Here is a 16341-nt window from a genome sequence, read left to right as displayed (position 1 = left end):
GAGCCAGCCAAGTTGCAGTTCGCCAAACTCCTGTATCGATTTCCATCCCGATGCGCCACTGAGCACAGCGGAGAAAACCAAAAAAATGACATCGACCAACTTATGTTTTTTGTTAATGTCTTTGCGTGGGTCTGGTATTTCACTGATATAATTAAAAATAGACATCATCAACTCTGCGTTACTGAAGGAGACTGATCAGATCGTATCTACAGAGAAAAGTTCCATTAAAAGTGGGATCCGGCCCTGGGCCTTGTGGCGACTCCAGCCAACCTTGCGGATGATGGCACTGCGTTTTCACTGACGGTAATTTGACTGCTGCCAGCTCTGGTAGACAATAATGGTTATTATCAACTTTCATCTCGTTCACCACGCGTTAACCGATCGATAGTCTGCATCGCCTCACTCAATGCAAAATCACGCCCGAGATACAAACCATTATTTAATACGCTATAGGCGGTTTTCATGGTGATGGCATTACGTGGACATTTTTGAATAGTAAATCCACGATAAATATAGCTATGACGGCTTAATTGAATTAATTGACTCATGATCTTCTCATCAACTATTGGCAATGGCATCTTTCAGCATGGCAACCATATTAACTTCGATTTTGCCACCGGAAAGTTCCTTGGGGCGGATAATGATACGGCCATCTCTGACCATACCCCGGCAGGTATCAAACGGGATACCGGTGACGCGGGCATACTCCTTCAATGAGAGATAAGGCGCCGCAACATTTAAATTGATTGTTACGTTGGTCATTTTTCACCTATCAATAAATATTTTTTATCCGATGCTGATTTTATTTAACAAACTGTTTACTTGCTATCGCTGGCGCTCGTGCTATCGCCTTAGCGCGCTCAGTGGTCATTGTTATCGCGCGCATTTGCATTCATCGTTGCCAGTCCGCGCAAAAAAACGATACGGATCATATTGGAAGCAGAACGGCACTCTGCTCTTGCCATCGCTTCAATGGTTGATCGCTCTTCGGGGGAGAGACGAAGTGGTAATGCTCCGCCAGCAACAGTATTGTTTGGCGTTCGTGATCGCTGCACATGATGTTGTTGTGTCATAGTGTTATAGTGTGATCCATAAAATGTCTGTGGTGCCTATATTGGTATCCAATTGAATACCTGTCAAGGTTTTTTTTATGCAAGAGAATACCGGAGAACGGATAAAGGAGGAGCGCGAACGGATTGGCTTGAGCCAGATGGCATTTGGCGAGATGGGCGGAGTGAAAAAACTTGCTCAACTTAAATATGAAAAAGGCGAACGAGCACCAGATACCACCTACCTAAGCGCAATTGCCAAGATAGGTGCTGATGTTCAATTCATTGTAACGGGGGTACGTTCCACAACAGCACTGACTAAAGACGAAGAAGAGTTACTTAACAGTTACCGAGCAGCTCCTATCGCACTCAAAGCAGCAGCACTTGCGGCGCTGACGGCTGGCAACTCAGCATCAAGTCACATCACTGTTTCTGGCCAGGGAAACCGAGTAGCAGGTAGGGATTTCAACGAAAACAAATGATTAAGTAAGGAAACTTTATGAGCATACACTCTACGGGCGAACAAAACCGTATTGCCGGGCGTGATTTTATTGAAAACACCATACAGATCGACCAATTTGACGGGCGCCATACCATCAACATTGCGCTCCCGGTAGAAAAAGAGGAAATCCGGCCGCTGGTACCTGCCCAGCGGAAGGAGCTAAATGACTTGGTGATTGCCATCGCCAAGGAGAGCGGAAAAGAACCTTTTCTGATTTGGCAAAAGGTTCATGCAGAAATCGGCGTTAACAGCATCAAGAATATGACCAGCAACCACTATCAAGGTGCTTGGAGTTTTCTGAATCAGATGCTGGAACATTGCAAAGAGAAAGGGAATACCAAAGCACTGGTGCGGCTACTGCTGCGCAACAGTGAAGGTGAAGAGGGGCAGTTGCGCAAAAAGTTGACCCACTACTGTTGTGTCAGTTTTGGTTCCGGTCGTTTCAATGACTTAACGCGTATTCAACTGCAACAAGCACTCTCTTGGCTGGATGAGTTGAAACAGAAAAGCGAACAGCCGCCAGTAGCACAAGGGGGTGTTCAGCCAGAAGTTACTGCACCACAGCCAGCACAAGCTGCACCGTCGCTGATTGAACGACTGAGCATGTCGGTATTATTGCGCACGTATTCCAAAGAACTGGGATTGACTTTTATTCTCGGCATGTTGCTCGGGGCATTGCTGTTTCGCAGTCACTAAACCGCAATTGATCAAATTTCAATCAATTATATTACCATAAAATAGACCTGTTCTGGCTTACCTGTGCCTAAGACGAACACATTTTAATCACCAGGGAGCAGCAAAATATATTTAAAGAAATAGCATATAGCGTGGAATAAAATTTTCCACATAACCTTTATTCAAGCATATTGTTAGATTGCGTTAATTTATGCGATCAGTCTTTCTGTTGCATATTAATTCTAAACAGGTTTACTTTTTATTTTCCTTTTAGTGAGTTTTACTATTTTTGTTTAACTTGGCAGTATTAGAGGTAATGTTATATGACGGTTCGAAGACTCGCTTCTGGAAAGTGGTTATGTGAATGCTATCCATATGGAGCCAAAGGCAAGCGGGTGCGTAAACAGTTTGCGACTAAAGGCGAAGCACTGTCACATGAACGGCGGTTGCTGAATAATGCCAGTAGCCAGGCTCCGCACGATAATGCTGTGACACTTTCCGCCTTTATTGAGCGCTGGTATCAGATGCATGGCAAAACATTAACCTCGGGCAATGAACGCAAAGCGAAATTGCTGGCGATATGTCAACGTTTAGGTGATCCCCTGGCCATCCACCTGGATAAAAATAGCTTTGCTGTTTATCGCGAGAGACGCCTCAGCGGTGAGTGGAGCCAAAAAGGGAAGAAAAAAGTCAAACAGGCGACTGTCAATCGTGAGCAATCCTATCTGCACGCGGTCTATGCCGAAATGAAACGGCTGGGTGAGTGGCAGGGCGATAATCCATTATCCGGTATTCGGCAATTTAAGGAGGGTGAGCAGGAACTCTCTTTCCTTTATCAGCAGGAAATTGAACGCTTATTGCTGGCCTGTGATCAGTCGCCTAATCCAGATTTGGGCATTATCGTGCGTATCTGCCTTGCTACCGGTGCGCGTTGGAGCGAAGCACAAAGCTTGAAGCAGTCTCAAATCTTGCCTGGGCGATTAACCTTCACGCAGACCAAGAGCAAAAAAAACCGCACGGTGCCGATCTCCGAGCAACTACAAAAGATGTTGCCGAAAAAGCGTGGTGAACTCTTCAGTCCGGCGTATGAAGCGTTTAACGCGGCGCTGAAACGCGCCGATATTCAACTACCCGCAGGGCAACGCACTCACGTGCTACGCCATACTTTTGCCAGCCACTTTATGATGCGCGGCGGTAATATTTTGGTACTGCAGCAAATCCTCGGCCACAGCACCATTATGATGACCATGCGCTATGCCCACTTCGCGCCCGATCACCTTGATGCTGCTATCGCACTCAACCCATTAGATAACCTCTCGCCTTCCACTTCCCCCCTCTCCGATAGCACCGTTGCCTCACCGCCATTTCATCGCCACCGGGAAAAATAGCCGATAAAAAAGCCGCCCTACATCGGCGGCAATATTAGATAAACCAATTGATTTAAATAATAAAAATAAAAAAGCACAACAACAAAATCGCCCTTCAAAACTGAAGGGCTGAGGGATTTTAAAAACTTTAATATCGTGTAAGCACTACTCGGTTGAGAGCTGTCTCGATTGAACAGCCACTAACCGGGTTGAGGCGTGAACAATGTCAACAATAAGGTTCACCACAGTGAAATGATAGCAGTCTTCACTACTCAGCATCCTACGATACGAGTTGATTACTGATTAGCAACAGTGATTACGCTATTAGCTTGAAAAAAAGAATGGCTGTTAATTTTAGTAGGAATAACTATATTAATAAGGAAATTTAAATACTGAACGAGATTAGTTGGAATATTCTGGAAATTCCCCCACCGTCATCGTTAAATTGATATAGCGACCATCACGTAATACCACGACTAAAATTTCAGTACCAGGACGGATCTCAGCTACTTGGTCTATCGTCTCTAATACCGAAGAGGCCGGTTTATTATCCACTTTAATAATGAGATCATTAATAGCAAAACCGGCTTTTGCTGCAGGCCCATCTGGCGTCATATTGGTGACAATAATTCCTTGCAATCGATCGAGACTGGCATTACTGCTGCGTATTGGTGTTAGATCTTTACCCTGTATACCAAAATAACCCCGGATCACCCGACCATCATGAATTAATTTATCCATAATTTTTATCGCCAGTTCGACTGGGATGGCAAAACCAAGCCCTTCAGGTATACCACCATGAGTCACTTTGTCGTAGGTGAGTGTGTTGATACCTACCAATTCACCCAATGAGTTCACCAGTGCGCCCCCCGAGTTACCACGATTAATCGAAGCATCAGTTTGCAAGAATGCTTGTCTGCCCGAAGTGCTCAGACCAACTCGCCCTGTGGCACTAATAATGCCTTGTGTGACTGTTTGCCCCAGGTTATAGGGGTTACCTATCGCTAACACCACATCTCCAACATGCGGAGTGCGCGTGGTATTAATTGGGATCACCGGTAAGTTGCCCGCATCAATTTTCAGCACGGCCAAATCAGTCAAGCTATCTGCACCTACTAGCAGTGCTTCATAGCGCCTTCCATCTTGTAACACTACGGTGATCTGCTGTGAATCCTGGATAACATGACGATTGGTGATGATATATCCGCGTTCATTCATGATCACCCCAGAGCCCAAAGAAAGCACGTTGGTCGAACCATTAACACTATGATTATAAATATTAACTACTGCTGGAGCCGCTTTGCGTACTGCCAAATTAAAACTGAATGGCGCATCACCCACACCATTTTCTAACGGTGTAGTAAACCAACTATTGGAAGAGCGCAGTGCTGGCAATGCAACCAACAGTAAGCAACCAACAATCAAGCCGATGGCAATAGAGTGCAGAAACTTAGCGATCATGGTGTCGGGTTGATGTTAAGGACAGGGTAATAGAAAGGATAACACGAGTTGACTGGGCTCAATACGTTATTGAGCCCAGTTTTTAAAAATTAACGCAGTAACAGATAAATATTCTCTTCACCACGTACAATATTGAGCGCAATCACCGCAGGCTTGCTATCCATCAGGTTACGCAACGCAGTGACGTTCTCAATGCGTGCACGGTTAATTCCAATAATCATATCGCCCTTTTGCAATCCCATCTGTGCAGCACGGCTATCTTTGTCGACACTATCAACTTTGACGCCTTTGTCACCGTTCGGTAATACACCATTGCTCAGGGTCGCACCTTGCAGCAGTGGTGATAATGTACTGGCATTGGTCGATTCATTTTCGCTGTTATCCAGTGTGACCATCAAGTCCAGCGCCTTACCGTCACGCAAGATGCCAACTTTGACTGGTGTGCCAGGAGGCGTAGTACCAACCTTGGCTCGCAATTCAGCAAAACTTCTGATTGGCTTGCCATTCAACGAAACGACGATATCTCCCGCCTTAATCCCTGCTTTAGCCGCTGCCGATTTTGGCAACACTTCACTGACAAAAGCACCACGCTGTGCATCGGTATTGAACGCTTTAGCCATATCAGCGCTCATCTCGCTGCCTCTAATGCCGAGTAAACCGCGCTTCACCTCGCCAAACTCAATCAACTGATTGCTCAAACTTTGTGCCATATTGCTCGGTATGGCAAAACCGATACCGATATTGCCACCACCAGGCGCCAAAATCGCAGTATTAATGCCGATCAATTCACCATTCAGGTTAACCAATGCGCCACCGGAGTTACCACGGTTAATCGATGCGTCAGTCTGAATGAAATTTTCTAGGCCATCGATGCTCAACCCGCTACGCCCTAACGCTGAGATGATCCCAGAAGTGGTGGTTTGCCCCAGACCAAATGGGTTACCTATCGCAACAGCAAAATCACCAACGCGTAGTTGATCTGAATCTGCCATTTTGATCGCAGTAAGATTTTTTACATTCTTGATATCATTGATTTGCAATAAGGCAATATCTGACTGTGCATCACGCCCAATCAGTTTGGTTTCATATTCACGACCATCATTAAGTTGGATGCGGATTTTATCACCATTATTAATCACATGGTTGTTGGTGAGAACATAACCCTTTTCCGCATCGATAATCACCCCAGAGCCAAGGCTTTCAAAAGGGCGCACACTCTCGCGCTGGGGCGGCATATTTGGACCGAAGAAAAATTTGAATGGTTCAGGTACCTGTTGACGCTGCACCTGTGTTCCTTCGACTCGTACACTCACAACGGCAGGCAGTACCTTTTCTAACATTGGTGCCAAGCTAGGCAATGGTTGGCCTTCAACTGCCACCGGAACTACCGCACTCGCTATGCTAGGAATGGAGGCAAATGACAAACCAATACTTATTGTTAGTGCACTAAGAATTAAAGATTTTTTTTTCATTGCAAATAACTCTCTCAACATGCCGGTGAATTTTGGACAACGAAACGGCAGCAATACCGCACTGGAAGTTAAGACTGTGAATTTCAGTCAAAGTTCACTGTAGTAGCAGCACACACCAATCAGGACATACGCTCACAACCAAGATAAACAGTATTGCCCATGCTGGCCGATCAGGCGAAGTAGCATCGCGCCCAAAGCGGAACTCACCGGTGATTACTTCACTAATCCTTGTTTCACTGACCACCCGCCAGTTCGATTAGCACCATCTCAAGGGCTATTTTGTCGCTGAGGCAGCGCCGAAAACCGTCATCTACGGCTTGTATTCTACGGTTGGTGGCCCTGCCCAGACCCAAGTTGGCAACATCAATCACAACTACAGAGAGTAAATACTGAGTTCCCTGTCAAATAGCCTCTGAATTGCTGCCACCAGAGAGGGCCGGACAAAACACCCTGCGCAGAAACAGCAGCTCAGTGATGTGTACGCCCACCCATTTTAAGCATGGCGTTGTGTATCGCGCAGCAAGCCTGAAGCACCTTCGGAGTAATCACGCGGCATTTCCACTGGCACCTGGTCGTTATCCGCCTCAGTTAAACGATAACGAAACGGGTTGTCCTGCACCGGTAAATTGGGCAGCAGATCATTAGAGGTCTTCGCCATATGTTGGTAGAGCTGACGGTAATCACGTGCCATGTTGTCGAGCAATTTGGCACTACGTGCAAAATGACCCACCAGCTCTTGCCGATAAGCCTCTAGTTCTGCTTTACTTTTATCCAATTCGTTCTGTAATGCCTGCTGCTGACGCAACTTGCTATTACCAAAACGCATCGCTATCGCACCAATCACGATACCGACAATCAAACCAATCAGAGCATACTCCCAGGTCATGATGACTCCTATGTTGACTTCGCTTGTTGACTTCGTTGTTCCACAAGGTTTTCACTTAACAACAGCCACTATAACCGCTAACCTTGTCGCAGTGTAACCCCGATAGAGTTTATACCTGATACTTACCGCTTTTTTCTACCTATCATACAGAAAAATATAATGAATCGAACAAGAATGAAATTCATCGATAAAAATCAACCCTGTAATATCAAGTGATTTCAAGGATCTCTCAAAAATGCAGCCCCAATCCCCCCTGGTTCGCTATCAACAGGCGCTCAATGCTGGCGAATATCAAACTGATGCCGCTCAATATCAGGCTGTGATGCAGTTAGAGCAGCTTTATCACGCACTACAAAAACCCAAGATGAACACTGCTCATGGCACCATCGCGCGTAAACTACGCCACTGGTTTACCACAGACAAACAACACGCTCACGACCCGGTGATAAAAGGACTCTATCTCTGGGGAGGTGTTGGCCGAGGTAAAACCTGGCTAATGGATCTCTTTTTTCACTGTTTGCCGGGAGAACGCAAGTTACGACTGCATTTTCATCGTTTTATGCTACGTGTGCACCAAGAACTCACTCTGCAACAAGGATCTGAGAACCCTTTAGAGATTATTGCGGATGGACTGAAAGCGCAAACTGACGTGCTCTGCTTTGATGAATTTTTCGTCTCTGACATCACCGATGCGATGCTGCTCGCAACACTGCTAGAAGCACTGTTTGCACGCGGTATCACGCTAGTGGCAACGTCGAACATCATGCCCGATGAACTCTACCGTTACGGCTTGCAACGTGCACGCTTTCTACCCGCGATCGCGCTCATTAAACAGAATTGTCAAATAATCAATGTGGACAGTGGCGTCGACTATCGTTTACGCACGCTAACACAGGCACAGCTATATCTCACTCCTCTCAATCAACAGACAGACGCATTGATGCAACAGCTTTTTCTTACGCTGTCGGCCAACCACAGTTCTGCTGATCAGCAACAACCTGTCGTATTACAAATCAATCATCGTCCGCTACCGACACGCGCGGTAAGCAACGGCGTGTTGGCTATTGAGTTTGATGTGCTATGTACACAAGCACGTAGCCAGCTTGATTACATCGAGTTATCCCGTTGTTATCACACCGTGATGCTGTATAACACCCATATCATGGGCAGCAACATAGGTCAGGAAGACACTGCCCGCCGCTTCTTAGCATTAGTGGATGAGTTTTATGACCGACACGTCAAACTGGTGATTGCAGCAGAAGTTCCAATGGATGAACTCTACCAGGGTGAGGCGCTGAAGTTTGAGTTTCAGCGTTGTCTCTCACGCCTGCGCGAGATGCAGAGCGAGGCCTACTTACAACTAGCTCACTTACCTTAACCAGTTATTATAAAAAGACAATTACCAGAACACTCCACTTAGACTGCATCGCTCAGTGCTTAACACCATTGGGCGATTGGCTGATTGTTAGCGGAAAACCAGCCAACGCAAAAAACTGTTCGATCTTTTAGCGCAAGATCTCTATAATTCCGCGACCCCACGTTACAACTAAAGTTTTTTTCCCAAAAACTTTGATCGTGCTGGCATCGCTATTCGAAGGGGTAGATTTGCTGGACTTGATGGGCGTGTGAAGCTCAACTGTGTTTCAGTCTGAGTAAGCACCTGCGTGTAACTAATTTATTGGGTAAGCTTTTTAATGAAAACTTTTACAGCTAAACCAGAAACCGTAAAACGCGACTGGTATGTTGTTGATGCAAACGGTAAAACTTTAGGCCGTCTTGCTGCTGAACTGGCTCGTCGTCTGCGCGGCAAGCACAAAGCGGAATATACCCCGCACGTTGATACAGGTGACTACATTATTGTTCTCAACGCGGAAAAAGTTGCTGTTACCGGCAACAAGCGTAGTGACAAAATATACTACCACCACACCGGCCACATCGGTGGTATCAAGCAAGCGACCTTTGAAGAGATGATTGCCCGCCGTCCTGAGCGTGTGATTGAAATCGCGGTTAAAGGCATGTTGCCGAAAGGCCCGCTGGGTCGTGCTATGTTCCGTAAACTGAAAGTTTACGCGGGCTCCGAGCACAATCACGCGGCACAGCAACCGCAAGTTCTTGACATCTAATCGGGATTATAGGCAATGGCTGAAAATCAATACTACGGCACTGGTCGCCGCAAAAGCTCTGCAGCTCGCGTTTTTATCAAACCGGGAAGCGGTAACATCGTTATCAATCAACGCAGTCTGGAACAGTACTTTGGTCGCGAAACTGCTCGCATGGTAGTGCGCCAACCATTGGAACTGGTTGAAATGACTGGTAAGCTGGATCTGTACATCACAGTTAAAGGTGGTGGTATCTCTGGTCAGGCTGGTGCTATCCGTCACGGAATTACCCGTGCGTTGATGGAATACGATGAAACTCTGCGTTCTGAACTACGTAAGGCTGGCTTCGTCACTCGTGACGCACGTCAAGTTGAACGTAAGAAAGTCGGTCTACGTAAAGCACGTCGTCGTCCGCAGTTCTCCAAGCGTTAATTACTGCTGCTTTGGCAGTGCAATTTGCGTAAAAAACCCAGCATAGCGCTGGGTTTTTTAATGTCTGTCTGTCAATCACTAAACCGTAACTTTTTGCCCTTCAGCCACGTTAGCCTGCACCACAGCACGCGATGAGCACTCTCAACCGTGACTGAAAAGCACAATCACTACAGCCGCGCAGCTAGCATCTTCTCTAGTTTATCCTGATCTTGTGCAAATTTGCGGATGCCGTCGCTGAGTTTTTCAACCGCCATTGGATCCAGATTGTGTTGCCAGTAAAACTCTGCTTCTGTCAATGCTGCCGGCGCTGCTTTTATCTCACCCTGGTAGGCAAGTTTGCACACCAACTCCCCTTCGCTCTCAGCTAACTCTTTTAACAACGCCGGCGCAATGGTTAAACGATCACAACCAGCCAATTCAATAATTTCTCCGACATTACGAAAACTGGCACCCATGACTACTGTCTTGTAGCCATGCTGTTTGTAGTAGTGATAGATATTTGTCACCGAGATCACGCCAGGATCTTCCGCTGGTGCAAACTCTTTCTTATCACCATTTGCTTTATACCAATCAAGGATGCGGCCCACAAAAGGTGAGATCAAGTAAACGCCGGCTTCAGCACAAGCTCTCGCCTGGGCAAACGAAAACAGCAGAGTGAGATTGCAGTTGATCCCAGATTTCTCTAGTTGCTCCGCTGCACGGATCCCCTGCCAAGTCGATGCGAGTTTAATCAGAATACGATCGTTACTGATGCCTGCCTGGTTATACAGGCTGATTAACCGTTTCGCTTTAGCAACACTGGCTGCAGTGTCATAGGAAAGCCGCGCATCGACTTCAGTTGAGATGCGCCCTGGGATCAGTTTGAGTATTTCCAAACCAATATTAACAGCCAACTTGTCCGCAGCATCAACTAATTGTTGACTGCGATCACTTCCCTGAGATCGTGCCCATGCAATCGCATCATCAATCAGTTTATTATATTCAGGCAATTGAGCTGCATTAAGGATCAACGAAGGGTTGGTGGTAGCATCCTGTGGTTGATAGAGCTTCATTGCCGCGATATCACCTGTGTCAGCAACTACCGTCGTTAATCGGCGTAGAGAAGTTAATTTATCGGTCATATTGGCGTTATCTCATCGTTTGTGCATGGAGTGTTGGCATACTCAAGCATACCTAATTCAGATAATAACATGCGTTAGGTTAGCTGCAAGGTTAGACACTCATACCGATGCGTCAAGATTTGAGACAGATCGCACTATCATCACGCCTCAACGGTAGTGAATATGACTGACTGCTACATCTTGAAATAACTTAATCTGGTTGATGGAATATTAATGAGAGGCTTTGGCAAACAATTATGTTAAATTTTTGCTGATTTCTTACCACCGCCAGCTAAAGTGAGCAACATGTGCAGGGAAATCATCTGAATGTTTTTTAACCTAACGCTACAGCACACTCTCTGCCCCAGGCGCCTGATGCTGTTGCTGGCTACTGTAAACAGAACACTAGCTTCTCCCCAAAGCTAAGGTGAACAGTGAGTAAATCGCAACACGCGGAGTGTTAAGATTGACGGGTTGAATAACATCCATCGATATCCTTGATAACATAGCAGGCTGCTAACTTTAGCTAACTTGTTGTAAAATAAATTACTTTGCTGATTATTCTCTGCTGGCAGCAGGTAACACATAACTCACTGTTAACTAGGAGCAACTTGTGACGGATCTGATTAACGCTATCAACGACATCTTATGGGGATCGGTGCTAATTTATTTGTTACTCGGTACAGGTATCTACTTCACTTTACGTACTGGTTTCATTCAAATTCGACACTTCAGTCACATGTTTTCTGTGCTTAAGAACAGCAGAAAAAGTGACCACGCAGGTATTTCATCATTTCAAGCACTTTGCACTTCACTGGCCGCACGTGTCGGTACCGGCAATCTTACCGGCGTCGCTATCGCACTCACCACCGGTGGCCCAGGGGCGATATTCTGGATGTGGATGGTGGCGCTGATCGGTATGGCGACCTCATTTATCGAAAGCAGCCTCGGCCAACTTTACAAAACCAAGGATAGCAGTGGCACCTATCGTGGCGGCCCCGCCTACTATATGGAGAAAGGGCTTGGTATGCGCTGGATGGGAGTGCTATTTTCACTGTTTCTGCTGTTGGCATTTGGTTTGGTCTTTAATGCGGTGCAGGCCAACTCAATCGCTCAAGCCAGTAAAGTAGCATTCAATTTTGAACCGAAATATGTCGGGATTGGGCTGGTGGTTCTCAGCGGTATTGTTATTTTTGGCGGTATTCGCTCAATTGCGCGGGTTGCCGAAAAAGTAGTGCCGCTGATGGCGACTGTTTATCTGCTACTGGCAATCTGGATCATCGCCAGCAATATCGAAGCAATGCCGGCGATCCTAGCACTGATCTTTAAAAGTGCCTTTGGCCTGCAAGAAGCCGCCGCAGGCGCTGTCGGTTACGGTATTTCTCAGGCAATGACTCAAGGCGTACAGCGTGGGCTGTTTTCCAATGAAGCAGGTATGGGATCCGCACCGAATGCTGCTGCTTCTGCTACGCCTTACCCACCCCATCCTGCCTCACAGGGTTATGTGCAGATGCTAGGGGTCTTTGTCGATACCATTGTTATCTGTAGTGCAACCGCTGCGATTATTCTCGCCTCAGGCGCACTGGATCACGCAGCGAGCGGGATCAGTGGCATCGATCTGACACAGCGAGCGCTCGCCAGTGTGGTCGGCGATTGGGGCGCTATATTTGTTGCCATCGCTATCTTTTTCTTCGCATTTACCTCGATCATCGCCAATTATGCCTATGCAGAAAACAACCTGATATTTCTAGAACATAATCATTCTAGTGGGTTATTAATTTTCCGTTGTGTGGCATTAGGTATGGTGATGTTCGGTGCGGTAGCTGACCTCCCGTTGGTATGGAAGATGGCAGATACCGCAATGGCGCTGATGACGATCACCAATTTAATCGCGATACTGCTGCTCTCCGGCGTAGCGATTAAATTGGCCAAGGATTATAACCAGCAATGGGCTAATGGAAGAATTCCCACCTTTGATGCCAACCACTTCCCAGAGTTGAAAGCTCAATTGGAACCAGGTGTCTGGGAAGGTAGCGATCCAGAAAAACCTAGCCAGTAAACTCAATAAGTTAAATAGCTGATTGCCTCGGTCACTCTGTTTGACCGAGGCCGCATGGGTTTTCAACGGCCACGATACTTTTCCTGTCACAGCACATTTCCTTCCTATCACAGCACAGCGGCTTTTGCTACAGTAGCCCAATGTTGTTCAACAGGATGTCATTATGCTAATCATCATTTCTCCGGCCAAAACCCTCGACTACCAAAGCCCACTGGCCACACAACGTTTCACTCAACCTGAGTTACTGGCGCAATCAGAACAGTTGATTAGATACTGCCGCCAGCTTACTCCGGCACAAATCGCCTCGCTGATGAGCATCAGTGACAAACTGGCTGGACTCAATGCCGCCCGCTTTGCCGACTGGCAACCTGTTTTTAACCTGCACAATGCACGCCAGGCAGTGCTGGCGTTTAAAGGTGATGTCTATACCGGACTACAGGCGGAAGATTTCAGTGAAGATGACTTTGATTTCGCACAACAGCACTTGCGCATTCTTTCTGGGCTGTATGGCGTGCTGCGGCCATTGGATTTGATGATGCCCTATCGGTTGGAGATGGGGATCAAACTTGTTACCCCTCATGGCAGTGATCTTTACCAGTTTTGGCAACAGACAATCACCGAAAAACTGAACCATGCCTTGCAGCAGCAAGGGGATGAATTTATCATCAACTTGGCATCTGATGAGTATTTCAAATCAGTTCACGCACAAAAACTGGATGGTGTCGTAATCAAACCAATATTTCTTGATCAAAAACAGGGAAAATTCAAGGTGATCAGCTTCTACGCCAAGAAAGCACGTGGTTTGATGAGCCGTTTTATCATTAAGAATCGCTTGACAACACGCGAGCAGTTAACCGGCTTCAACCTAGCCGGCTACTGCTTCGATGCAGACGCTTCCACACAGAGTGAGTTGGTATTTAAACGCCCTGAACAACAGTAAAACGGCCGCAGCAACCGAGATGATGTGGGGCGGAAACCCTGCCCCACAGCTACTGGCAAACGCCTGACTGGATCATCAATGAGGAATGGTGATCAGGAAATGGCTCAGTTTGTCAAAATCCGCCGCCATTGAGTAAGAGAGCAGTGGTAACATTTCACGTTCGGCCAACTCATCAGGCAACGGCAATTCACGCTCAAGGATCGACTCAACGCTCTCTTGAAACTTAGCCGGATGCGCAGTCCCGAGGAACAAACCAAATTCATCCGGTTGCAGTTGATCGCGCAGGGCGCGATAAGCTACAGCGGCATGTGGCTCAATAACATGGCCAATATTCGCTAGTGCTTTCATGGTCTGCTTTGTCGTCTCATCATTCACCGTGGCAAAACCCAACTCGCTTAATGACCAGTGTTGACGTCGGAATAGCTCTTCGACACGCGGCCAGTTGTTCGGCTGGCTGACATCCATCGCATTAGAGAGTGTCGCCTGTGTGCTATTCGGCTTCCATTCACCCGATGATAAGAAGCGTGGCACAGTGTCATTGACATTGGTGGCAGCGATAAAACGTTTCACCGGTAACCCAATTGCTTTTGCCAATAGCCCAGCAGTCAAATTACCAAAATTGCCGCTCGGTACCGAAATAACCAGTTGCTGGCGCTTCTCCTTCGGCAATTGAGCAACGGCTTCGAAGTAATAGCAAATTTGTGCCAGCAAGCGACTGATATTGATAGAGTTGGCAGAATTGAGGTGCAACCCCTCTCTCAGCGAACGATCATCAAAAGCCTGTTTAACCAGTGCCTGACAGGCATCAAAATCCCCTTCAATCGCCACGGTGAATACATTACCACCCAAGGTACAAAACAGCTTCTCCTGCAGTGAGCTGATTTTCCCTTTCGGATAGAGGATCACCACCCGCACATTTTTCAAGCCATAAAATGCGTGCGCAACAGCGGCTCCGGTATCGCCAGACGTGGCGGTCAGGATTGTCACCGGCTTATCGCCCGCTACCTCTGCCAACATCTGAGCCATAAAGCGGCCACCAAAGTCTTTAAACGCCAATGTTGGGCCGTGAAAAAGCTCCAAGCAGGCAATATCATCTTCTACCTGCACCACCGGTGCCGGGAAAGTGAAAGCCGCTTCGACACGTTTGTGTAGCCGCTCGGAACCGATTTCATCACCAACAAAAGCCTCCATAATTTTGCTACTGCGGGTGACGAAATCCATTGCTAACAGTGTGTCGATCTCATCTGCGTCAAACGATGGCAACTCCAGCGGGAAAAATAATCCCTGCCAGCGCCCCAAACCTTGCCTGATCGCCTGAGAAAAACAGACGCGTTCATTATTGTCTTTAAGATTATAAAGTTGCATAAATTATCCCAATTTCCGAGCGCCGGTGGTATCCAAGCGGCAAATATGAACAAAACCTTCATCATTCTGCAAATAGTGCTGCTTTAGCCAGTCAGCCATTCGCTGCGCTGTCGGCATATCATCACATATCGCAAACAGTGTTGGACCTGAACCAGAAATACCGCACGCCAGCGCCCCCATCTCTTGTGACGCTTTACGTGCTTGGGCAAATCCCGGTAACAGACGGGTGCGATATGGCTCAGCAATCACATCCTGCATCAACTTAGCCGCCAAACGTGGCTGCTGAGTATGACAAGCATGTATGAAACCAGCAAGATAGCGACCATGACTGATACACTCCTGCCGACGATACTGTGCCGGTAAAATGGCGCGTGCTTGTGCGGTAGAAACTTTGATCCCCGGATAGGCCATCACCCATAGCCACTGATCAAACGATGGTACCGGTTGGCTGATAATTCCGTCCTCTTCCAGCATTAACTGCAAGCCGCCCAGATAGCAAGGTGCAACGTTATCGTAATGCACGCTACCCGAAATACGCCCTTCCAGCTCCCCCATCAAGGTCAACAGACGCATATTATCCAGCGGTCGTTGGCAAAATTCGTTCATCGCCATCAAGCCTGCCACCACAGAACAGGCACTCGAACCCAGCCCTGAACCAATTGGCATATTTTTTTCTAACCGCATCGCCACCGGCACCTGCTGACCAATTTCCTGGCAGAAACGCTGCCAGCACTGATAGACAATGTTCTCTTGCGGATCTGATGGCAACTTACTGACAAAACGCCCCGTATTCTCCAAACTAAACTGCGTTGCCGCCTCCACGCTAACGCAATCGCCCAACAAACTGCCGTCTATTGGCGAAACCGCCGCACCCAGCACATCGAACCCAACGCTAACATTACCAATAGAGGCCGGCGCATAAACCTTGACCATA

19 protein-coding genes are annotated in these 16341 nt (G+C 47.2%); 8 read left to right on the top strand and 11 right to left on the bottom strand.

Translation table 11 applies throughout. The annotated features are described in order from the left end of the window. The 5 genes from EOJ37_RS11130 to EOJ37_RS11110 form a co-directional block, all read right to left on the bottom strand. A partial coding sequence (locus tag EOJ37_RS11130; RefSeq protein WP_162473693.1) for a transposase family protein occupies positions 1-165 on the bottom strand: 165 nt, incomplete at its 3' end. Positions 166-178: 13 nt separating this feature from the next. Beyond that, complete coding sequence (locus EOJ37_RS11125) at positions 179-358, bottom strand: hypothetical protein (protein ID WP_127959992.1); 180 nt, start codon at positions 356-358, stop codon at positions 179-181. Beyond that, positions 348-551 carry a DUF4761 family protein gene (locus EOJ37_RS11120; RefSeq protein ID WP_127959994.1) on the bottom strand — a complete coding sequence of 68 codons (204 nt, stop codon included), beginning with the start codon at positions 549-551 and terminating at the stop codon, positions 348-350. The genes EOJ37_RS11125 and EOJ37_RS11120 overlap by 11 nt, the downstream gene beginning before the upstream one ends. Before the next feature lie 7 nt (positions 552-558). Next, entirely contained in the window at positions 559-762 is a 204-nt protein-coding gene (locus tag EOJ37_RS11115) for a DNA-binding protein (protein ID WP_127959991.1), read from the bottom strand. A gap of 98 nt (positions 763-860) precedes the next feature. Beyond that, entirely contained in the window at positions 861-1073 is a 213-nt protein-coding gene (locus EOJ37_RS11110) for a hypothetical protein (RefSeq protein ID WP_127959990.1), read from the bottom strand. Positions 1074-1150: 77 nt separating this feature from the next. Here EOJ37_RS11110 and EOJ37_RS11105 point away from each other — a divergent pair, with 77 nt between their 5' ends. From EOJ37_RS11105 to EOJ37_RS11095, 3 genes are all read left to right on the top strand, one after another. Next, positions 1151-1531, top strand: a complete 381-nt coding sequence (locus tag EOJ37_RS11105; protein WP_127959989.1) for a helix-turn-helix domain-containing protein — start codon at positions 1151-1153, stop codon at positions 1529-1531. Positions 1532-1548: 17 nt separating this feature from the next. Further along, positions 1549-2247, top strand: coding sequence for a hypothetical protein (locus tag EOJ37_RS11100; RefSeq protein ID WP_127959988.1), 699 nt, complete (start codon positions 1549-1551; stop codon positions 2245-2247). Between the two features lie 302 nt (positions 2248-2549). After that, the gene (locus EOJ37_RS11095; RefSeq protein WP_127959987.1) at positions 2550-3614 is read left to right on the top strand and encodes a phage integrase; all 1065 of its coding nucleotides are present in this window, start codon (positions 2550-2552) and stop codon (positions 3612-3614) included. Positions 3615-3995: 381 nt separating this feature from the next. Here the strand turns inward: EOJ37_RS11095 and degS are convergent, their stop codons facing one another. The 3 genes from degS to zapG all read right to left on the bottom strand — a co-directional run bounded on the left by degS (position 3996) and on the right by zapG (position 7412). Continuing rightward, positions 3996-5054: an outer membrane-stress sensor serine endopeptidase DegS gene (gene degS, locus EOJ37_RS11090; RefSeq protein WP_127959986.1), complete on the bottom strand. Its 1059-nt coding sequence runs from the start codon at positions 5052-5054 to the stop codon at positions 3996-3998. Positions 5055-5143: 89 nt separating this feature from the next. Then, entirely contained in the window at positions 5144-6526 is a 1383-nt protein-coding gene (gene degQ, locus EOJ37_RS11085; protein ID WP_127959985.1) for a serine endoprotease DegQ, read from the bottom strand. A 493-nt stretch (positions 6527-7019) separates the two neighbouring features. Next, positions 7020-7412 (bottom strand): Z-ring associated protein ZapG, encoded by a 393-nt coding sequence (zapG, locus tag EOJ37_RS11080; RefSeq protein ID WP_127959984.1) that lies wholly within the window; start codon positions 7410-7412, stop codon positions 7020-7022. A gap of 235 nt (positions 7413-7647) precedes the next feature. On the opposite strand from zapG, the gene zapE reads away from it, so the two are divergent. From zapE to rpsI, 3 genes are all read left to right on the top strand, one after another. After that, the gene (zapE, locus tag EOJ37_RS11075) at positions 7648-8790 is read left to right on the top strand and encodes a cell division protein ZapE (protein WP_127959983.1); all 1143 of its coding nucleotides are present in this window, start codon (positions 7648-7650) and stop codon (positions 8788-8790) included. 316 nt (positions 8791-9106) lie between these two features. Then, positions 9107-9535, top strand: a complete 429-nt coding sequence (rplM, locus tag EOJ37_RS11070; RefSeq protein WP_127959982.1) for a 50S ribosomal protein L13 — start codon at positions 9107-9109, stop codon at positions 9533-9535. 15 nt (positions 9536-9550) lie between these two features. After that, on the top strand, positions 9551-9943 hold the full coding sequence (gene rpsI, locus EOJ37_RS11065; RefSeq protein WP_127959981.1) for a 30S ribosomal protein S9: 393 nt from the start codon (positions 9551-9553) through the stop codon (positions 9941-9943). Between the two features lie 167 nt (positions 9944-10110). On the opposite strand, the gene tal is transcribed toward rpsI, so the two are convergent. Next, complete coding sequence (gene tal / locus EOJ37_RS11060) at positions 10111-11064, bottom strand: transaldolase (protein ID WP_127959980.1); 954 nt, start codon at positions 11062-11064, stop codon at positions 10111-10113. Positions 11065-11656: 592 nt separating this feature from the next. On the opposite strand from tal, the gene EOJ37_RS11055 reads away from it, so the two are divergent. Then, entirely contained in the window at positions 11657-13102 is a 1446-nt protein-coding gene (locus EOJ37_RS11055) for an alanine/glycine:cation symporter family protein (RefSeq protein ID WP_127959979.1), read from the top strand. Between the two features lie 163 nt (positions 13103-13265). Next, positions 13266-14042, top strand: a complete 777-nt coding sequence (yaaA, locus tag EOJ37_RS11050; RefSeq protein ID WP_127959978.1) for a peroxide stress protein YaaA — start codon at positions 13266-13268, stop codon at positions 14040-14042. Positions 14043-14117: 75 nt separating this feature from the next. Here the strand turns inward: yaaA and thrC are convergent, their stop codons facing one another. Further along, on the bottom strand, positions 14118-15407 hold the full coding sequence (gene thrC, locus EOJ37_RS11045) for a threonine synthase (RefSeq protein WP_127959977.1): 1290 nt from the start codon (positions 15405-15407) through the stop codon (positions 14118-14120). 3 nt (positions 15408-15410) lie between these two features. Further along, positions 15411-16340 carry a homoserine kinase gene (gene thrB / locus EOJ37_RS11040; RefSeq protein WP_127959976.1) on the bottom strand — a complete coding sequence of 310 codons (930 nt, stop codon included), beginning with the start codon at positions 16338-16340 and terminating at the stop codon, positions 15411-15413. Position 16341: the final 1 nt, after the last annotated feature.

Origin of the sequence: Serratia microhaemolytica (assembly GCF_004011885.1) — a bacterium.
In the GTDB taxonomy this organism is placed as follows: domain Bacteria; phylum Pseudomonadota; class Gammaproteobacteria; order Enterobacterales; family Enterobacteriaceae; genus Serratia_G; species Serratia_G microhaemolytica.
The sequence above is the reverse complement of the archived record's forward strand: the minus strand, read 5'-3'. Positions and strand labels throughout refer to the sequence as shown.